A 16,416-nucleotide genomic window follows, 5' to 3' on the forward strand; every position below is an offset into this window, starting at 1 on the left:
TCCCTACAGGACACAATATATAATAACCTTTTTTTTGCTACCGATGAGATATTCCTACGGAATATTAAATATTCTTGTTTTATTTTATAGATAATTTAAAGCTAAAAACACTTCCTGTTCAAGGGGTAAATCTATTTCACTTTCAAAGAAAATTAATTGTCTCTTATAAACAGTTTCAATTAAATAATGACTTCCTCTAAAATAAGTTCTTCTGATTTTTACCATCAACTTAGATTCTGAAACCATTTTAAATTGATGTGGGTACACAAGAGTTTTATGCGTCTCGTCTTCGTATGATAGTAATAAGTGAGTAGGAATCTCGTTCACTTCTCCAAAAAGAGAAGCTACATATTTTATTTTTGGGTCTTCGTAAATTTTTGCTGGATCATCTTTTACAATTACTTCTCCGTTTCGCATTACAATTGCTTGATCTGCAAATGACAAAGCATCTGTACTATCGTGTGTTGCAATGATACACGTAATTCCTTTTTGTTTCAAATATCGAAACAAATTACGGCGAAGTGCATTTTTCCTAAAAGCATCAATCTGACTGAACGGTTCGTCTAATAAAATTACTTCTGGCTCTAAAGCCAAAACTCTAACTAAAGCTACTCTCTGCTGTTGTCCTCCACTCAGAAATTTTGTTTTTACATTAGAAAATTGTTCCATTTCTACCATCTCCAATAATTCCTGAACACGAAGTTTTTTCATATTGGCAAATCCATTAGAAAGAAATTTTCCAACATTTTCTGCGACTGTTTCATACGGAGACAAATCGAAATCCTGCGCCAAATATTTCATATAAGGCATTCCAGGAATCAAATTAAATTTTGGGCCTAAAACAGGTTTATCACCATAAAAAATCTTTCCCTCATCTAAATCATATAAACCATAAATCAGTTTAAGAAGCGTACTTTTTCCGCAGCCGCTTTCGCCGATAATAGAAATATTCTGCCCTTTCTCAATAGTAAATGAAATGTCTTTTATAACGGGTTTATCTGTATACGAAAAAGATATATTTTGAATGTCAAGCATGAGTTGTAATATGAGATGTCAAATTTACAATGTTTAATTTCTAAAGTCAAAAAAAAGCTGCTTCAATTATGAAACAGCTTTTTTTATATTTTATTTTGTTTTGAAATTATTTTCCAGCTTCTGCTTTAGCGTCATTTACCATTTTGTCATTTGCTGTAATAGAGAATTCAACACGACGGTTTTGAGCTCTACCTTCTGGAGTATCATTTGTTGCAATTGGATCTGCAATTCCTAAACCTGAAGTTTTGAAACGGCTAGATTTTAATCCTTTAGCAACTAAATAAGCCTGCACAGAAGCCGCTCTTTGTCCTGAAAGTGTTAAGTTATATTCTGGTTTACCTGTATTATCAGTATATCCAAAAATCTGAATATCTGTATCTCCATATTCATTGAATACTGGAACTAATTTATCTAAGTTAGCTTTTGCCTGAGATGTTAGAGTTGATTTATTTGTATCAAAACGAACAGAATTTTCATTCAAAGTTAAGTGAATTCCTTCTCCAACTCTTTCTACAGAAGCTCCTGGTAAAGCTTGATCGATTTCACGAGCTTGTTTATCCATTTTGTTTCCAATAAGTGCACCAGTTCCACCACCAACAGCAGCTCCAATTGCAGCACCTAAAGCAGCGTTTCCGCCTTTTCCTAAATTGTTACCTAAAACAGCACCGATTACACCTCCGGCAACAGCACCAATTCCAGCACCTTTTTGTGTATTATTTGCATTTTTTACTGAATCGCAACTAGTAAAAAAACTAGTTAGAACAAGTAAACTACATAAACTTAAAACAGTTAACTTTCTCATATTTTTATATCTTTAAATATTAATTGGCTCTTTGAAATTGGTAAGTCACATCTTTAACCTGACCTCCAACATTGATGTTATCGATTAATTGAAATGAAGTTTCGGTAACACCTCCTACTTTAAGTAAATAACCATCTCTTACTTTTTTAGCTTTTTCGCCAGCATCAAGAATTTTAAGTACAAACATACCTTGATTGTTGATACTCCATACAATTGGAGAAGAAAATCCAGTACAACTTGGCGATGTTAAAGCCATTGTTCCTTTATTATTATTAGAAATAAAACTCCAAGTGCTACCAATAAAACATTTTGAATCTGCAAGATCAAATGAATTTACTTTGATATAATCTGAACCTGGATAAGACACATTGGTAAGAACCCAATTCCCTTTTAAAGCTACTTGCGTTTTCTTGTCAAGTTTAGTTGAAAGCGTTGTTGCTTCAGACGAAGCTGTTGTTGACGAAGCTGATTTACACGCAAAAAACATCGTGGCAATCAAGCAAATGAATATTACTTTCTTCATTTTATACATTTTGTTTAAGTTAATACTTACAAGTTTAACAATTATTATACCACAAATATACGATTCGTAGAGATATTTAATGTTCTAAAATCTAATTATTTTCTTTCAAAATTAACATTTCCGACATTTTGTCACCCAAAAAACAATTGGTATTCTATTTGAATAAGTGAAAATCATCACATTAAAATAAAAATTAAAAAATATGGCAACAGGTAAAATTAATGTTTCAGTAGAAAACATTTTTCCATTAATTAAAAAGTTCTTATACAGCGACCATGAAATCTTCTTACGTGAGCTTGTTTCTAACGGTACCGATGCTACGTTAAAATTAAAACATCTTATCAGCATTGGCGAAGCTAAAGTAGAATACGGCAATCCTATCATTGAAGTTAAAGTGGACAAAGAAGGTAAAAAAATCCACATTATCGATCAAGGTCTGGGTATGACAGCTGATGAAGTTGAAAAATACATCAATCAAGTTGCTTTTTCAGGAGCTGAAGAGTTCTTAGACAAATACAAAGATTCTGCTAAAGATTCTGGAATTATCGGACATTTTGGTCTTGGTTTCTACTCTGCATTTATGGTGGCTGAAAAAGTTGAGATTTTTACAAAATCATACAAAGACGAACCAGCTGCACATTGGACATGTGACGGAAGCCCTGAATTTACTTTGGAACCAGCTGACAAAACTTCACGCGGAACTGAAATCATTCTTCACATCGCAGAAGATTCTCTTGAATTTTTAGACGATTCAAAAATCAGTGGTTTATTGAATAAGTATAACAAGTTTATGCCTATTCCAATTAAATTCGGAACTAGAACAGAAACGCTTCCAAAACCAGAAGATGCTCCAGAAGATTATGTTAATGAAACTATCGAAGTTGATAATATCATTAATAACCCTAATCCAGCTTGGACAAAACAGCCTTCTGAATTATCTGATGAAGATTACAAAAACTTCTACAGAGAATTATACCCAATGCAGTTCGAAGAACCATTGTTCAACATTCACTTAAATGTAGATTATCCGTTTAACTTAACTGGTATTTTGTATTTCCCGAAATTAGGAAATGATATGCAAATCCAGAAAGATAAAATTCAATTGTACCAAAACCAAGTTTACGTTACCGATAACGTAGAAGGAATTGTACCTGAATTCTTGACAATGTTAAAAGGTGTAATCGATTCTCCAGATATCCCATTAAACGTTTCTCGTTCTGGCTTACAAGCAGATGGAGCTGTTAAGAAAATTTCAAACTACATTACTCGTAAGGTAGCTGATAAATTGAAAGCTTTATTTAATGAAAACCGTGCTGATTTTGAAGCTAAATGGAACGATATTAAAATCGTTTTAGAATACGGAATGCTTTCTGAAGATAAATTCTACGAAAAAGCGGGTGCATTTGTTTTATACCCAACTGTAGATGATACATATTTCACTTTAGATGAGTTAAAAGAAAAACTAAAAGAAAACCAAACGGATAAAGATGGTAAATTAGTAATTCTTTATGCAGGAAATAAAGATGGTCAGCACTCTTACATTCAAGCAGCAAAAGATAAAGGTTACGAAGTATTGCTTTTAGATTCTCCAATTATTTCGCATTTAATTCAAAAAATTGAAGGCGATAACAGCGGATTAACTTTTGTTCGTGTTGACTCTGACCATATTGATAATTTAATCAAGAAAGACGAAAACACAATTTCAAAATTATCTGATGAAGAAAAAGAAACTTTAAAAACTTCATTAGAAGCTTATATTCCAAAAGTCTACAGCGTACAATTGGAAGCTATGGACAGCCAGGCGGCTCCATTTATCATCACGCAGCCAGAATTTATGCGTAGAATGAAAGAAATGAGCCAGACAGGCGGAGGCGGAATGTTCGGAATGGGTAATATGCCAGAAATGTACAATTTGGTTGTAAACACTAATTCTGATTTGGCTTCAAGCATTTTAAATACTGAAGATAAAACACATCAAGAGCACTTGGTAAAACAAGCTTTAGATTTGGCTAAATTATCGCAAAACCTATTGAAAGGAGAAGCTCTTACAGCTTTCGTAAAAAGAAGTTTTGAGATGATTAAATAATCATTCGAAAAGAATATTTTTGAAAATCCTGCAAATTAATTTTTGCGGGATTTTTTTTGCTCCAAAATCACTTTAAAAAAGGGTGATTCTCCCCTTTTCGAACAGAGTCCGTTTATATAAATTTGAAAATCAATGGATTAATTATAATTTATAAATTCTAGAAATCATGGATAAAAGAAAATTTACGGAGAATGGAGCAATTCTAGCAATTATTAAAGATTTAAAAGAACAAATTAAAGGCAAAAAATTCTCGGATATTACAGACAATAATAATTACCAATATGTTGATCTTGTACAGGAAGGCGGCGGCGTACTTGGAATTGCTTTAATTGGTTATGTATATGTTCTGGAAAAAATGGGAATACGCTTCCTTAGTTTAGCAGGAACTTCTGCAGGAAGCATTAACACTATGCTGATGGCGGCCGCAGGAACTTGTGACTTAGAAAAATCGGAATGGATTTTAGAATGTTTGTGCAATAAAAATTTATATGATTTTGTAGATGGAGATCATGATGCCCGCGAGTTTATCGACGCTTTATTGAGCGATGCAGGAAACTTAAAACTTATCTTAAAAGGTTATCAAGTGGTTGACAATTTTAAAGATGATTTAGGATTAAATCCAGGAAACAATTTTCACCAATGGATGACCAATTTACTGTCGCAAAAAGGCATAAAAAATTATGGTGATTTAAAAACTCTAAGAGAAAAAAGGAGTTTCAGACGAAAACAAGTTATTTCGATTAGGTCATAATGGAACCAAAGAAGAATACAAACGTGTAGATCATTGGAGTGAAATGGCAATAATAGCTGCTGATATTACCACAGAAAGCAAAATCATCTTCCCAAAAATGATCGATTTATTTTATTCGAATCCAGAAGTTCAAAATCCCGCAGACTTTGTTCGGGCATCAATGTCGATTCCGTTATTTTTTACTCCTTTTAAAATTAAAAATATTCCAACCGGAGTTGATGCTTGGAACAAATGGAACGAAGCGACCTGCCTGCGCACTTCTGTTCCTTCTGAAGTGATGTTTATGGATGGAGGAATTATATCCAATTTTCCCATTGATATTTTCCACGAAAATTTAAACGTCCCCGCTTCGCCTACTTTTGGCATTAAACTGGGTTATGACAAAAATGAAATTAATAAAAATGAAAAATTCCCAAATCTTATAAGTTCAATGTTTGACACAGCACGATACGGTTACGATGCTGAGTTTCTAAGAAAAAATCCTGATTTCAAAAACCTGATTGGCTACATTGACACTGGAACCCATAACTGGTTAAATTTTAACCTGACAGATGATGCCAAAATTGATCTTTTTATTCGCGGGGCGCAGCATGCCGCTGATTTTTTAAACCGCTTTAATTGGGAGGAATATAAGAAAATCAGAAAAGCAAAAAGTGATTATTATAAATCAGTTTGAAACAATTCGTTCACTCTTAATTTGTTAACTATAATTTTTCTTTTACAAAATCGTTATAATATCCTGTAATTCTCTTTACAGGATTTTTTATTGCAATTCATTTTTTATTACATTTGACTGCCTTTTATCTAACACAAAAACAAAAAAAACTATTATGAAAAAAACAGCTATCCTACTAACAACAATTTGTGCGTCAGCATTTTTATATGTTTCTTGCTCAAGCAATGATACAGATAATACACCGCCCTCGACAGATTTAACCAATGTCGGAGCATCAATTGCAGTTGACACTTCTAACGAAATGGACCTTAATACAGGACTTTTAGTTACTTCATCATCTAATACCGGAAAAACAACTGAAACTCCTGCAGGCATTTGCGCCGCGATTTCTGTAACTACACCAAACGGAGGTGAATATCCTAAAGTTTTTACAGTAGACTTCGGAACTACTGGATGTAAAGACGAGAATAACTTAACAAGAAAAGGAAAACTTAAAATAACACTTTCTGGATCTGTAATTACAACTGGAAGCAAAATGACAATTGAAAGAATAGATTATTCTATCAATAACATCAAATTAGAAGGAACAATCGAATACACCAATACAACAACTGTTGCTACTATACCACAATGGACTAGAAAAGTAACTAATGGTAAACTTACAGATCTAAAAGGAGGAGTTTACACAAATTCGGGAACTTACACTACTAGACAAATTGCTGGTGTTGACACTCCTTTTGTTTTATCTGACAATGTTTATGAAATAACAGACGGAAGTCACACAGTAACTGCTTCAAATGGAACAACACTTACTTTGACAGTAAAAGAAACATTAGTAAAAAAATATTCTTGCCTTTTTATTTCTAAAGGGCAATTAAAAATTCAAGGCGGTATCTTAAACGGCGTAATAGATTATGGAAATAATGACTGTGATGCCCTTTACACTTATACACACGAAAACGGCACTTCATATAGTTTATCGATGTAAAACCTTTTCACACTATACTGTAAATCCCAATTTAGAAATAGATTGGGATTTATTTTTTTTCTAAAAAATAAAACAGCACTCTCTTTACATTTAAACTATTTTCTTTATTTTGCACCCAAATCTAATAAACCACCAATGAAAAAAACATTAATTGCTTTTGTTACTCTTGCCCTACTTGCAGCTTGCAGCAAAAAAGAATCTACTGGTAACGTACATATTACCGGAAACATAAAAGGATTAAAAAACGGAACTTTATATATCCAAAGAATCGTTGACACTTCTCTTGTTGCTATTGACAGTATTAAAATAGACGGGAATTCTGCTTTTGAAAGCAATATCACATTAGATTCACCAGAAATGTTATACCTGTTTTTAGATCGTGGTGTAACTAATTCTTTAGATAACAATATTTTATTTTTTGCTGAGCCTGGAAATATCAATATCGAAACTAACTTAGATAACTATATCTCTGGTGCTAAAATTACAGGATCTAAAAATCAAGAGTTATACGAGCAGTATTCTAAAATAAACAGCCGATTTATAGATGAGAATCTTTCTTTGGTAGAACCACGTTTTAAAGCAATTAAAAGACAAGATTTAAAAGCAGTAGACAGTATAACCAAATTACAAGAAAACAATATTAAAAGAAAATACTTGTATGCTACAAACTTTGCTTTAAACAATAAAGATCATGAAGTTTCTCCATATATTGCTTTAGCAGAGATTTATGATATTAATTTAAGATTTTTAGATACAATTCAAAAATCAATGACACCAAAAGTAGCAAAATCACTTTACGGAAAGAAGTTAACAAAGTATGTTGGAGACTTAAAAAAACAACAGCAAGCTGAAACACCAAAATAATTTCTGATTACAATTCATAGAAAAGCCCCTGAAAATATTCAGGGCTTTTTTTGTTTTATATAGTTCCTATTAATACGAGAATTACTGCTGAAGACATATATAATACAACACTTCCAATTATAACAATACCAATATACTTAAAAAGAAATTTTAAATTCTTAAAAGAATTAGTCAATGCAAAAGTATTATTTTCTTTAAGGGCTTTTTTCGTATTTACCGCAAACCTATTTAGAAAATAGACAGTAAAAAAGTAAATTATCGATATAATCAAAAATGCTAATGCCATTCCAACATTTACCATATCGCCACCATACTGAATTACTGTTGTTGACAATTGAGAAAATAAAATTCCAATTGCGAACACTCCCATATATCCAATACTGATAAAACCTATTATAGACAAAACATGAGCCCATTTGGCTGCATCCTTTAAAAAGACCAATGATGATTCATCAAACTGCAATTTAATTTTTTCAGATGCTGAAGCATTTTCCATTTATGTACATTTATAATCAATTACAAATGTAAGAAAAATATTTCTTTTTTTTTAATGACTAAATGAATATTCGAAAAGTTAGTAAAAAAAGCCCTGAAAATATTCAGGGCTTTTTTTGTTACTAATTTGGATTACCTTATAAGTTATACTATAAGTGCTATTACAATTATAGAAATATACAGAACTATAAAAGAAATTGTAAAAATCGCTATATACTTAAAATGAGATTTTAAGTAATTAAAAGACTCCGTAAGCATACTAGAGTCATTTTCTTTAAATGCTTTCTTTACATTTACTGCGAACTTGTTTAAATAGTAAACTGGAAAAAAGTAAATAACTATTAGAATTATGTATATAAATGCAATAGTTTTTCCTGTAATGCCATTTAAAGGCCCAATCCTTAATGTTGTGATCGTAGAGGACAAAAGTCCAGAGATAGCCGCTAGACCCATAAATCCAATTCCTACAAACCCAATGATAGATAAGACGTTTGCCCATTTAGCAGTTTCTTTCAGAAAACCTTTTGCTGATTCATCAAATTGCATTTCAAATTTTTCAAAAACTGATTTTTCTTCCATAATTTTTTTGATGACAAATTTAATAAAATTAAAATATTTTCCTACAAAAAAAATATCAGAATCTATTTTTTGAAGCAATAGAAAAGCCCTGAAAATATTCAGGGCTTTTTTTATGACTTCAAAATAAGCTTTATTTAGCACTATCTCCCCATTATGCCTCCAAGGATTGCAAAAACAAAGAAAAGCGCATATATCGCCAAAAGGATGATCATTAAAATACCGAAAAACTTGTAATGCGATTTTAGATAACCAAATGATTCTGTCAATGCTAGTGAATCATTATCTCTAAAAGCCTTTTTAGCATTTGAGCTAAATTTAAAAAGATAATATACCGGAAAGAAATAAAGAGCTGCCATTACGAAATAAACAGCGCCTATTGCTGCTCCAAAAGAACTGCCGTAAGCTCCCATTCCTGGCATCGAACTTCCCATAGTAGAAAATATAGTTCCAGCAAAAATGGCAAATAAAAGTAAAAATCCGATTCCGATAAAACCGATAATCGATAAGAAATAAGCCCATTTGGCTGTTTCCTTTAAAAAGTCTTTTGCAGTAGAGTCTAACTGCAATTCAAATTTTTCAAATGCTGAAATTTCTTCCATTAGGTAAAATGTTTTTAGGTTATCTAACAAACATAGGAAAAATATTCTTAAATAGAAATTCCAAAAATAGAAATTCCAAATTCCAAATTCCAACCTGAAACTTGAAACCTGAAACTTGAAACCTGAAACTTGAAACCTGAAACTTGAAACCTGAAACTTGAAACCTGAAACTTGGAATTTGGAATTTGGAATTTGGAATTTGGAATTTCCGTAAATAAAAAAACCATTCACAAAGTGAATGGTTTTTTGAGCCGATAGAGGGACTCGAACCCACGACCTGCTGATTACAAATCAGCTGCTCTAGCCAGCTGAGCTACATCGGCCTATTTTCCGGGTGCAAAGATAAAATTGTTTTTTAATAATCCAAAAAAAATTTCACACCTCTCTCTATAATTAAAAAAACCATCACATTTCTGTGATGGTTTCCGTTGAGCCGATAGAGGGACTCGAACCCACGACCTGCTGATTACAAATCAGCTGCTCTAGCCAGCTGAGCTACATCGGCCTCATTACGGGTGCAAATATAAAGCGGTTTTTCGTTTTCCCAAAATAAATTTGCACTTTTTTACACTTTTTTTTGCTTATAAAGCGTTGATTTTTTCAATCAATTGATTAGCAGTTTGTTCTAATTCAACATTGATTTGTTTGAAGTGTGCTTTTTTATTTTCAACGTTCTTTGCGTTCACTTTTGTAATCAAAGTATCGAATGCAGCAATAGCCTCATCGATCAAAGCATTCGTTTCTGGAGTTGGATTTCCTGTTGTTGACATCTCAAACAAGTAAACTGCCTCAATAATATCTCCTAATACGAAGTTGATGTCTTTCTTTAAATTCTTAACGTTTGCCATTTTTAATATAATTTTAATTTGCGTCTGCAAAAGTACACATAATCCTGAAATTACGTGCTATGAAATGTAAATTTCTAAAATTGAAGCTTTTCCGCTTAAATTAAATGCATTTATCGCAGCTGGAACTAACACAGTATCTCCCTTAATGTAAGTATGTTTAAATCCGTCATATTCGATTTCGAAGCTTCCTTCAATACACATATATACTGTAAATGTTTCTCCATTTTTAGACACATTTACTTTATCTTCTAACGGAATAAAATTGGTTGTAAAGTACGGGCAGTCAACAACTGTATTAGATGTATTTGCTTTAGAATCGTATTTCTTTTGAGTATCTACTTTATTATAGTTGATTGCATCTAGTGCTAAATCTACGTGAAGTTCTCTTTTATTTCCGTTGGCATCTACCCTGTCAAAGTCGTATAAACGATAAGTGATATCAGAAGTCTGCTGAATTTCTGCAACAACCAAACCTGCTCCAATTGCGTGAACAGTTCCTGTTTCTAAAAAGAAAACATCACCAGATTTTGCTTTCACATCGTCTAAGATCGAAACCAAAGTATTGTCATGCAAATGTTTTAAGTATTCTTCTTTACTTGAATTTTCTTTAAAACCAACAATAATTCTTGCATCTGCATCTGCCTGCATTACGTACCACATTTCTGTTTTTCCAAATGAATTGTGACGTTCCTTCGCTAATTTATCGTTTGGATGCACTTGAATAGAAAGATCTTCTCTTGCATCAAGATATTTGAAAAGCAACGGAAATTGTTTTCCAAAACGCTCGTAAACTTTAGTTCCTAAAATTGCATCTGGAGTTTCGTCAATAAGGTCCATCAAAGATTTTCCTTTTAGATTTCCGTTTGCAACCACACTTACATCTCCTTCTACAGTAGATAATTCCCAGCTTTCGCCTGTAATTTTAGAAACGATTGGTTTATTCAGAATTGTTTTTAGTTTTTCTCCTCCCCAGATTCTTTCTTTCAAAATCGGTTCAAATTGTAAAGGGTATAAATTTTGGCTCATTTTTTTTTAAGGTTTTAGGCTAATATCTAAGTTTAATTAATTCTATTTTTCTAATTTATGATACTAATTCTTTCACGGTTTCTAAGGCTTTCGGTATATGTTTCGCAGCATTAACGCTGTCAAATATCGAAATTACCAAACCATTTCTATCAATAATATATGTGACACGTCCCGGCAGCAGTCCAAACAAATTGTTTCGAACACCAAAAAGCTTTCTTAATCTTTTATCTTGATCTGACAGTAAAATAAAAGGCAATTGATGCTTAGCAGCAAATTTGTGATGTGATTTTACACTATCACTGCTAATCCCGATTACCTCAGCGCCCAAATCTTTGAAGTCTTCATATTGATCCCGAAAACTGCAGGCTTCTGTTGTACAGCCAGGCGTATTATCTTTTGGATAAAAATAAATCACCAGTGGTTTTCTACCTAAAACACTCTGGCTTTCGAAAATTTCTCCATGATTGTCTTTCGCAGTAAAATTCGGAACTATATCTCCTATTTTTAATGACATTTTTTATTCTCCTTTATAAGTTACAAAATTGCGGTCGGTTTCATTCAGCACGATTTCTAAATCAAATTCTGGCTGAATTCTTTTTCTAATTTTATTCCATATCACAACCGCTATATTTTCTGCAGTTGGATTTAAATCTAAAAATTCTGGGACGTCCAGATTTAGATTTTTGTGATCAAACGGAATTTCTACTTCTTCACGTATAATATCCGCTAATACTTTCACATCTAAAACAAAACCAGTTTCCGGGTCAATTTTTCCTGTAACACTTACTGTTAAACCATAATTATGACCATGAAAATTAGCATTGTTGCATTTTCCAAAAACAGCGTCGTTTTTTTCAAATGACCAATCTTTTCGATGTAGTCGATGTGCAGCATTAAAATGTGCTTTTCTTGATATGGTTACTCTCATTCTAGGTTTTTGGTTAGTTTGGATTAAAGTTTATGATCTTCTAAATAATGATAAAATTCATCAAAAATTATTTTAAACCAAACGGTATATATTTCGGGCTGTTTCTGAATATCGGTTTTTACATCCTCAATTTTCATCCATTTCCAATCCTCTACTTCTTCTGTATTGATATTCGGATCTTCATTATAATATCCAATCATTACGTGATCCAGCTCATGTTCTGTTAATCCATTGTCAAAAGGCGCTTTGTAAATAAAATGGAACAGCTCTTTCAAATCTGTTTTAAATCCCATTTCTTCAAACAGCCTTCTGCTTCCTGCCTCAATATTAGTTTCGCCTTCACGCTGGTGGCTGCAACAAGTGTTTGTCCACAGCAAAGGAGAATGATATTTTTGATTCGCGCGCTGCTGCAACATTATTTCATTCTGCTCATTTAAAACAAAAACTGAAAATGCACGGTGCAAAAGCGCCTTTTCGTGTGCTTCTAATTTTGGCATTAAACCAATCTGCTCATCATTTTGATTGACTAGTATTACGTTTTCTTCTGTCATAGTGCTTCTTAATCAAACAAAAATACGAAAAAAGAAATGGCTTAAAAATCCTAATTAAGATTGTAAAAAATCTAAATTCAGAATACATTTCTATTTTTCTGATTTACAACCTAATAAATTGCATTCAAAAATTAAAAGCTGTTAAAATTAAGACATAAAAACTAGATAGTATTATTTTACGTAACTAATAAAAAGTTAAAACACACTTAAAAAAATCTGAATTATTTCAAAGTCAGCTTTTTGAGGCAAATCTCATCGTATCTTTGAGATAGAAATTTTAAAGCCTCACAAAAAACCTGATTGAATACCTTAAACTTTATTAATTTGTTTATGAAATCAAAAACTCAATTTATCAGCCTTTGCTTTTTACTTCCGCTTTTTATTTTGCAGGCGTGCGGACAAAATACTAAAAAGCAGACAAAATCTACTTCTATGGAAAATGTAATTAATAAATCTGGAAATCCTTATTACTCTAATACCGACACTACTAAATTGAATGTTAGTGATGCGGAATGGAAAAAAGTTTTACCAGCAGATGTTTATGCGGTAATGCGTGAAGCAGATACCGAAAGACCTTTTACAGGAAAATATTGGAACACAGACGAAAAGGGAACGTACTACTGCGCTTCTTGCGGTAATAAACTTTTTAGATCTACGGCGAAATTCTCCAGCAGCTGCGGATGGCCGAGCTTCTTTGAACAAGACGATAAAAAAAGTATTGTTTTTAAAGAAGATAACTCTATCGGAATGGAAAGAATTGAAGCGCTTTGTGGTCGCTGCGGCGGACATTTAGGTCATTTGTTTGATGATGGCCCTGCTCCTACAGGAAAACGCTACTGTATGAATTCGATCGCTCTTGATTTTGTTCCAGACCCTAAATAATTGATCATGAAAAATATACTTTTAATATGTTTTTTAGCGCTTTCGCTGAATGGTTTTTCGCAAAATAAAAAAGCTTCTAATCTCGAAACGATTACACTTGGCGGAGGCTGCTATTGGTGTGTCGAAGCAGTTTATGAAGATTTAAACGGAGTAAAATCTGTTGTCTCTGGATTTTCTGGCGGAAATGTTGCCAACCCGACTTATGAGGAAGTTTGCACTGGAAAAACTGGTCATGCAGAAGTAGTTCAGATTACTTATGATAAAAACGTGACTGATATTAATGAAATCTTCAAAGTCTTTTTTACTGTTCACGATCCAACGACTTTAAATCGTCAAGGTGCAGATGTTGGAACTCAATATCGTTCTGTAATTTTTTATAAAAATGCCGAACAGAAAAAAGCCGCCGAAAGCATTATTGCAGAATTGAATAAAGCAAAAGTGTACAAAAACCCGATTGTGACTAAAGTGGAACCTTTTAAAGCTTTCTACAAAGCCGAAGATTATCACCAAAATTACTATGCTAACAACAAAAACCAGCCGTATTGCAAAATGGTGATTCAGCCAAAATTAGAAAAATTTGAAAAGGTCTTTAAAGACAAACTCAAAAAGAAATAAAAACCCATAAAAAAAGGGAAATGAATTAACTCATTTCCCTTTTCTTTTAGATTTATTTTAAAACTATTTTTTAGCTACTTTTTTAAATCGCATCATCGGCACGTCGCCCTGAATTAAATTTAGTTTTCCATCTTCAATAGAATAACTAGTAATTTTTTTCATTTGCTGTAAAAACTGCTGTTCTCCGCCACCTTCACAAAACATCATAGTAGTTGGTCCAGGCTCTCCAAAAGTTAATGATTTTCCGTTTAATGTATAAGGTGCGCTGTATCCGTTGCATCCATTATTACCATACACTTTTGTTTCTTTTTGGTCAAAAGTAATCTGCGGTTTTTTATTTGGATACAATCCTTCAAAAGCAATTCTTGGTCCCGAAATATATTCTAATTCCCAAGTTGTATCATATAAATTTGCTGCGCCTTTAGTGTCTTTCGATGCCATACAAGAAGTCAATAATAAGGTTAAAACAGAAACGACTGCGAGTGTGTATTTTTTCATAAATGTGTTTTTAAAGATTATTGTAATTTGTTTTTTAAAGATTAAAATTATTCTCTACATATTCTTTTCTCAATATTCGTGCCCAGTTATCAGATTTATTAGGTTTAAATTGGACTATAAAATGTAATTTTCTGACTCTAAGTTACATTATTTTATTTAAAATTCTCTTAGCCAAATATTTAAATTCCAATTTAGGATTGCATTTTTTTTGTAATTTGCAGAAATCAAAAAACCAAAAACATCAATCAAAAACCAAAAACATGAAACAATTTCTCGTATTGTTTGCCTTATTATTTAGTTTGTCTCGAGTACAATCACAGGAAAATCTCCCAACAGATTATCTCTCAAAAGAATTTCACAAAGAACGCCGCGATGCTTTTAGGGCTTTAATGCCGGCCAATTCTGCTGCAGTAATTTTTTCGTATCCCGAAAGAGTTTTTTCAAGAGACATCAATTACAATTTTCATCAAAATCCTGATATGTATTATTTAACAGGATATAAAGAACCAGATGCTGTTTTATTACTTTTTAAAGAACCACAAGGAACTGAAAAATATAGCGAAGTTCTTTTTGTGAGAGAAAGAAATGCGCAAAAGGAAACATGGACTGGAAGACGCTTAGGAGTTGAAGGCGCAAAATCTAAATTAGGATTTGAAAAAGTTTACAACGGAAAAGATTTCAAAGACTTTGAACTTGATTTCAAAAAATTCGATAAAATTATTTATGACGAATCTTCTCCTGGAATTCATGATAACACGTACGATCCAGCAGATTTATTTAACTTAATTCAAGTTTTTAAAACAAAGGCAGGCATTATAAATGATGATAAAACTTCAACAGAAACTTATGCTAACATCACTAATTCTTTAAGAGAAATAAAAACTCGAGAAGAAATAGAATTAATGCGAAAATCGGTTAAACTTTCCTGCATTGCCCACAATGAAGTTATGAAAGCAGTTGGTCCAGATATGAGTGAAAATGAAGCTGACGGAATTCATGCTTATATTCACAGACACTATGGCGCCGAAGGCGAAGGTTATCCGCCAATTGTAGGCGCTGGAGCAAACGGATGTATTTTGCATTATGGAGAAAACAACGCTCTAAAAATTGACAATCAATTGTTATTAATGGATGTTGGCTCTGAATATCACGGTTATTCTGCCGATGTGACCAGAACAGTTCCGGCAAACGGAAAATTCACTCCAGAACAAAAAGCAATTTATGATTTGGTTTATGAAGCGCAGGAAGCCGTTTTTAAAATTTGCAAGCCAGGAACTCCGTTTCAGGATTTAAACAAAATATCCAGAGAAGTTATTGCAAACGGTCTTATCAAATTGGGCATTATTACAGATCCAAAAGATGCGAGAATTTATTATCCGCACAGCTGTTCGCACTTTCTTGGCTTAGATGTTCATGACAAAGGAAATTATATGAGCGCTCTGAAAGAAAATATGATTTTTACTGTTGAACCTGGAATTTATATTCCTGCAAATAGTAAATGTGATAAGAAATGGTGGAACATCGGCGTTCGTATCGAAGATGATATTTTGATCACAAAAGATTCATACGAAAATCTTTCTGCCGAATCTCCAAGAAAATGGCAGGATGTTGAAGCTTTAGCCAAACAGAAAAGCAATTTTAATGATATGAAGTTTCCTAAAATATAATTT

General features: G+C 32.6%; 20 protein-coding genes and 2 tRNA genes. 8 read left to right on the plus strand and 14 right to left on the minus strand.

Going from position 1 to position 16,416, the window contains the following annotated elements; all coding sequences use genetic code 11:
- Positions 1-84: 84 nt before the first annotated feature.
- From QE431_RS18740 to QE431_RS18750, 3 genes are all read right to left on the minus strand, one after another.
- The gene (locus QE431_RS18740; RefSeq protein ID WP_057114831.1) at positions 85-1,035 is read right to left on the minus strand and encodes an ABC transporter ATP-binding protein; all 951 of its coding nucleotides are present in this window, start codon (positions 1,033-1,035) and stop codon (positions 85-87) included.
- 106 nt (positions 1,036-1,141) lie between these two features.
- Entirely contained in the window at positions 1,142-1,837 is a 696-nt protein-coding gene (locus QE431_RS18745) for an OmpA family protein (RefSeq protein ID WP_307299093.1), read from the minus strand.
- Between the two features lie 19 nt (positions 1,838-1,856).
- The gene (locus tag QE431_RS18750; protein ID WP_134142327.1) at positions 1,857-2,360 is read right to left on the minus strand and encodes a lipocalin family protein; all 504 of its coding nucleotides are present in this window, start codon (positions 2,358-2,360) and stop codon (positions 1,857-1,859) included.
- A 202-nt stretch (positions 2,361-2,562) separates the two neighbouring features.
- Here QE431_RS18750 and htpG point away from each other — a divergent pair, with 202 nt between their 5' ends.
- The 5 genes from htpG to QE431_RS18775 all read left to right on the plus strand — a co-directional run bounded on the left by htpG (position 2,563) and on the right by QE431_RS18775 (position 7,725).
- Positions 2,563-4,446 (plus strand): molecular chaperone HtpG, encoded by a 1,884-nt coding sequence (gene htpG, locus QE431_RS18755; protein WP_307299097.1) that lies wholly within the window; start codon positions 2,563-2,565, stop codon positions 4,444-4,446.
- Between the two features lie 166 nt (positions 4,447-4,612).
- Positions 4,613-5,197: a patatin-like phospholipase family protein gene (locus QE431_RS18760; RefSeq protein WP_307299100.1), complete on the plus strand. Its 585-nt coding sequence runs from the start codon at positions 4,613-4,615 to the stop codon at positions 5,195-5,197.
- A 43-nt stretch (positions 5,198-5,240) separates the two neighbouring features.
- The gene (locus QE431_RS18765; RefSeq protein ID WP_307299103.1) at positions 5,241-5,873 is read left to right on the plus strand and encodes a patatin-like phospholipase family protein; all 633 of its coding nucleotides are present in this window, start codon (positions 5,241-5,243) and stop codon (positions 5,871-5,873) included.
- 154 nt (positions 5,874-6,027) lie between these two features.
- Positions 6,028-6,861, plus strand: coding sequence for a hypothetical protein (locus tag QE431_RS18770; RefSeq protein WP_307299105.1), 834 nt, complete (start codon positions 6,028-6,030; stop codon positions 6,859-6,861).
- 135 nt (positions 6,862-6,996) lie between these two features.
- Entirely contained in the window at positions 6,997-7,725 is a 729-nt protein-coding gene (locus tag QE431_RS18775; protein ID WP_057114981.1) for a DUF4369 domain-containing protein, read from the plus strand.
- Positions 7,726-7,780: 55 nt separating this feature from the next.
- On the opposite strand, the gene QE431_RS18780 is transcribed toward QE431_RS18775, so the two are convergent.
- From QE431_RS18780 to idi, 10 genes are all read right to left on the minus strand, one after another.
- On the minus strand, positions 7,781-8,221 hold the full coding sequence (locus QE431_RS18780) for a hypothetical protein (RefSeq protein WP_307299110.1): 441 nt from the start codon (positions 8,219-8,221) through the stop codon (positions 7,781-7,783).
- 143 nt (positions 8,222-8,364) lie between these two features.
- Positions 8,365-8,940 (minus strand): hypothetical protein, encoded by a 576-nt coding sequence (locus tag QE431_RS18785; protein WP_307299113.1) that lies wholly within the window; start codon positions 8,938-8,940, stop codon positions 8,365-8,367.
- Positions 8,940-9,398 carry a DUF5362 family protein gene (locus QE431_RS18790; protein WP_307299114.1) on the minus strand — a complete coding sequence of 153 codons (459 nt, stop codon included), beginning with the start codon at positions 9,396-9,398 and terminating at the stop codon, positions 8,940-8,942. The genes QE431_RS18785 and QE431_RS18790 overlap by 1 nt, the downstream gene beginning before the upstream one ends.
- A 249-nt stretch (positions 9,399-9,647) precedes the next feature.
- Positions 9,648-9,721, minus strand: a tRNA-Thr gene (locus QE431_RS18795).
- A 108-nt stretch (positions 9,722-9,829) separates the two neighbouring features.
- Positions 9,830-9,903 (minus strand) — tRNA-Thr (locus tag QE431_RS18800).
- Between the two features lie 76 nt (positions 9,904-9,979).
- Positions 9,980-10,246 carry a hypothetical protein gene (locus QE431_RS18805; protein ID WP_012022371.1) on the minus strand — a complete coding sequence of 89 codons (267 nt, stop codon included), beginning with the start codon at positions 10,244-10,246 and terminating at the stop codon, positions 9,980-9,982.
- 57 nt (positions 10,247-10,303) lie between these two features.
- The gene (locus QE431_RS18810; RefSeq protein ID WP_307299131.1) at positions 10,304-11,272 is read right to left on the minus strand and encodes a type I phosphomannose isomerase catalytic subunit; all 969 of its coding nucleotides are present in this window, start codon (positions 11,270-11,272) and stop codon (positions 10,304-10,306) included.
- A gap of 55 nt (positions 11,273-11,327) precedes the next feature.
- Complete coding sequence (locus QE431_RS18815; protein WP_134142319.1) at positions 11,328-11,786, minus strand: peroxiredoxin; 459 nt, start codon at positions 11,784-11,786, stop codon at positions 11,328-11,330.
- 3 nt (positions 11,787-11,789) lie between these two features.
- Positions 11,790-12,200, minus strand: a complete 411-nt coding sequence (locus QE431_RS18820; RefSeq protein WP_134142318.1) for a 6-carboxytetrahydropterin synthase — start codon at positions 12,198-12,200, stop codon at positions 11,790-11,792.
- A gap of 23 nt (positions 12,201-12,223) precedes the next feature.
- Positions 12,224-12,751, minus strand: a complete 528-nt coding sequence (idi, locus tag QE431_RS18825; RefSeq protein ID WP_307299136.1) for an isopentenyl-diphosphate Delta-isomerase — start codon at positions 12,749-12,751, stop codon at positions 12,224-12,226.
- 330 nt (positions 12,752-13,081) lie between these two features.
- On the opposite strand from idi, the gene msrB reads away from it, so the two are divergent.
- A complete protein-coding gene (gene msrB, locus QE431_RS18830; RefSeq protein ID WP_057114841.1) occupies positions 13,082-13,633 on the plus strand; it encodes a peptide-methionine (R)-S-oxide reductase MsrB in 552 nt (183 codons plus the stop codon).
- Positions 13,634-13,639: 6 nt separating this feature from the next.
- A complete protein-coding gene (gene msrA, locus QE431_RS18835; RefSeq protein ID WP_307299140.1) occupies positions 13,640-14,248 on the plus strand; it encodes a peptide-methionine (S)-S-oxide reductase MsrA in 609 nt (202 codons plus the stop codon).
- Between the two features lie 63 nt (positions 14,249-14,311).
- Here msrA and QE431_RS18840 read toward each other — a convergent pair whose 3' ends face one another.
- A complete protein-coding gene (locus QE431_RS18840; RefSeq protein WP_057114843.1) occupies positions 14,312-14,746 on the minus strand; it encodes an META domain-containing protein in 435 nt (144 codons plus the stop codon).
- Between the two features lie 260 nt (positions 14,747-15,006).
- Between QE431_RS18840 and QE431_RS18845 the strand changes: the two genes are divergently transcribed.
- The gene (locus tag QE431_RS18845; protein WP_307299147.1) at positions 15,007-16,413 is read left to right on the plus strand and encodes an aminopeptidase P N-terminal domain-containing protein; all 1,407 of its coding nucleotides are present in this window, start codon (positions 15,007-15,009) and stop codon (positions 16,411-16,413) included.
- Positions 16,414-16,416: the final 3 nt, after the last annotated feature.

This window comes from Flavobacterium sp. SORGH_AS_0622 (assembly GCF_030818825.1).
GTDB lineage: Bacteria > Bacteroidota > Bacteroidia > Flavobacteriales > Flavobacteriaceae > Flavobacterium.

Bases quoted from the DNA above. Each gene is read 5' to 3' on its own strand.
- QE431_RS18845 (WP_307299147.1), top strand. From the start codon at position 15,007: ATGAAACAATTTCTCGTATTGTTTGCCTTATTATTTAGTTTGTCTCGA.
- QE431_RS18820 (WP_134142318.1), bottom strand. From the start codon at position 12,200: ATGAGAGTAACCATATCAAGAAAAGCACATTTTAATGCTGCACATCGA.
- msrB (WP_057114841.1), top strand. From the start codon at position 13,082: ATGAAATCAAAAACTCAATTTATCAGCCTTTGCTTTTTACTTCCGCTT.
- QE431_RS18770 (WP_307299105.1), top strand. From the start codon at position 6,028: ATGAAAAAAACAGCTATCCTACTAACAACAATTTGTGCGTCAGCATTT.
- QE431_RS18840 (WP_057114843.1), bottom strand. From the start codon at position 14,746: ATGAAAAAATACACACTCGCAGTCGTTTCTGTTTTAACCTTATTATTG.
- QE431_RS18750 (WP_134142327.1), bottom strand. From the start codon at position 2,360: ATGAAGAAAGTAATATTCATTTGCTTGATTGCCACGATGTTTTTTGCG.
- QE431_RS18810 (WP_307299131.1), bottom strand. From the start codon at position 11,272: ATGAGCCAAAATTTATACCCTTTACAATTTGAACCGATTTTGAAAGAA.
- QE431_RS18760 (WP_307299100.1), top strand. From the start codon at position 4,613: ATGGATAAAAGAAAATTTACGGAGAATGGAGCAATTCTAGCAATTATT.
- QE431_RS18765 (WP_307299103.1), top strand. From the start codon at position 5,241: ATGGCAATAATAGCTGCTGATATTACCACAGAAAGCAAAATCATCTTC.
- idi (WP_307299136.1), bottom strand. From the start codon at position 12,751: ATGACAGAAGAAAACGTAATACTAGTCAATCAAAATGATGAGCAGATT.
- QE431_RS18780 (WP_307299110.1), bottom strand. From the start codon at position 8,221: ATGGAAAATGCTTCAGCATCTGAAAAAATTAAATTGCAGTTTGATGAA.
- QE431_RS18815 (WP_134142319.1), bottom strand. From the start codon at position 11,786: ATGTCATTAAAAATAGGAGATATAGTTCCGAATTTTACTGCGAAAGAC.
- QE431_RS18790 (WP_307299114.1), bottom strand. From the start codon at position 9,398: ATGGAAGAAATTTCAGCATTTGAAAAATTTGAATTGCAGTTAGACTCT.
- htpG (WP_307299097.1), top strand. From the start codon at position 2,563: ATGGCAACAGGTAAAATTAATGTTTCAGTAGAAAACATTTTTCCATTA.
- msrA (WP_307299140.1), top strand. From the start codon at position 13,640: ATGAAAAATATACTTTTAATATGTTTTTTAGCGCTTTCGCTGAATGGT.
- QE431_RS18805 (WP_012022371.1), bottom strand. From the start codon at position 10,246: ATGGCAAACGTTAAGAATTTAAAGAAAGACATCAACTTCGTATTAGGA.
- QE431_RS18775 (WP_057114981.1), top strand. From the start codon at position 6,997: ATGAAAAAAACATTAATTGCTTTTGTTACTCTTGCCCTACTTGCAGCT.
- QE431_RS18740 (WP_057114831.1), bottom strand. From the start codon at position 1,035: ATGCTTGACATTCAAAATATATCTTTTTCGTATACAGATAAACCCGTT.
- QE431_RS18745 (WP_307299093.1), bottom strand. From the start codon at position 1,837: ATGAGAAAGTTAACTGTTTTAAGTTTATGTAGTTTACTTGTTCTAACT.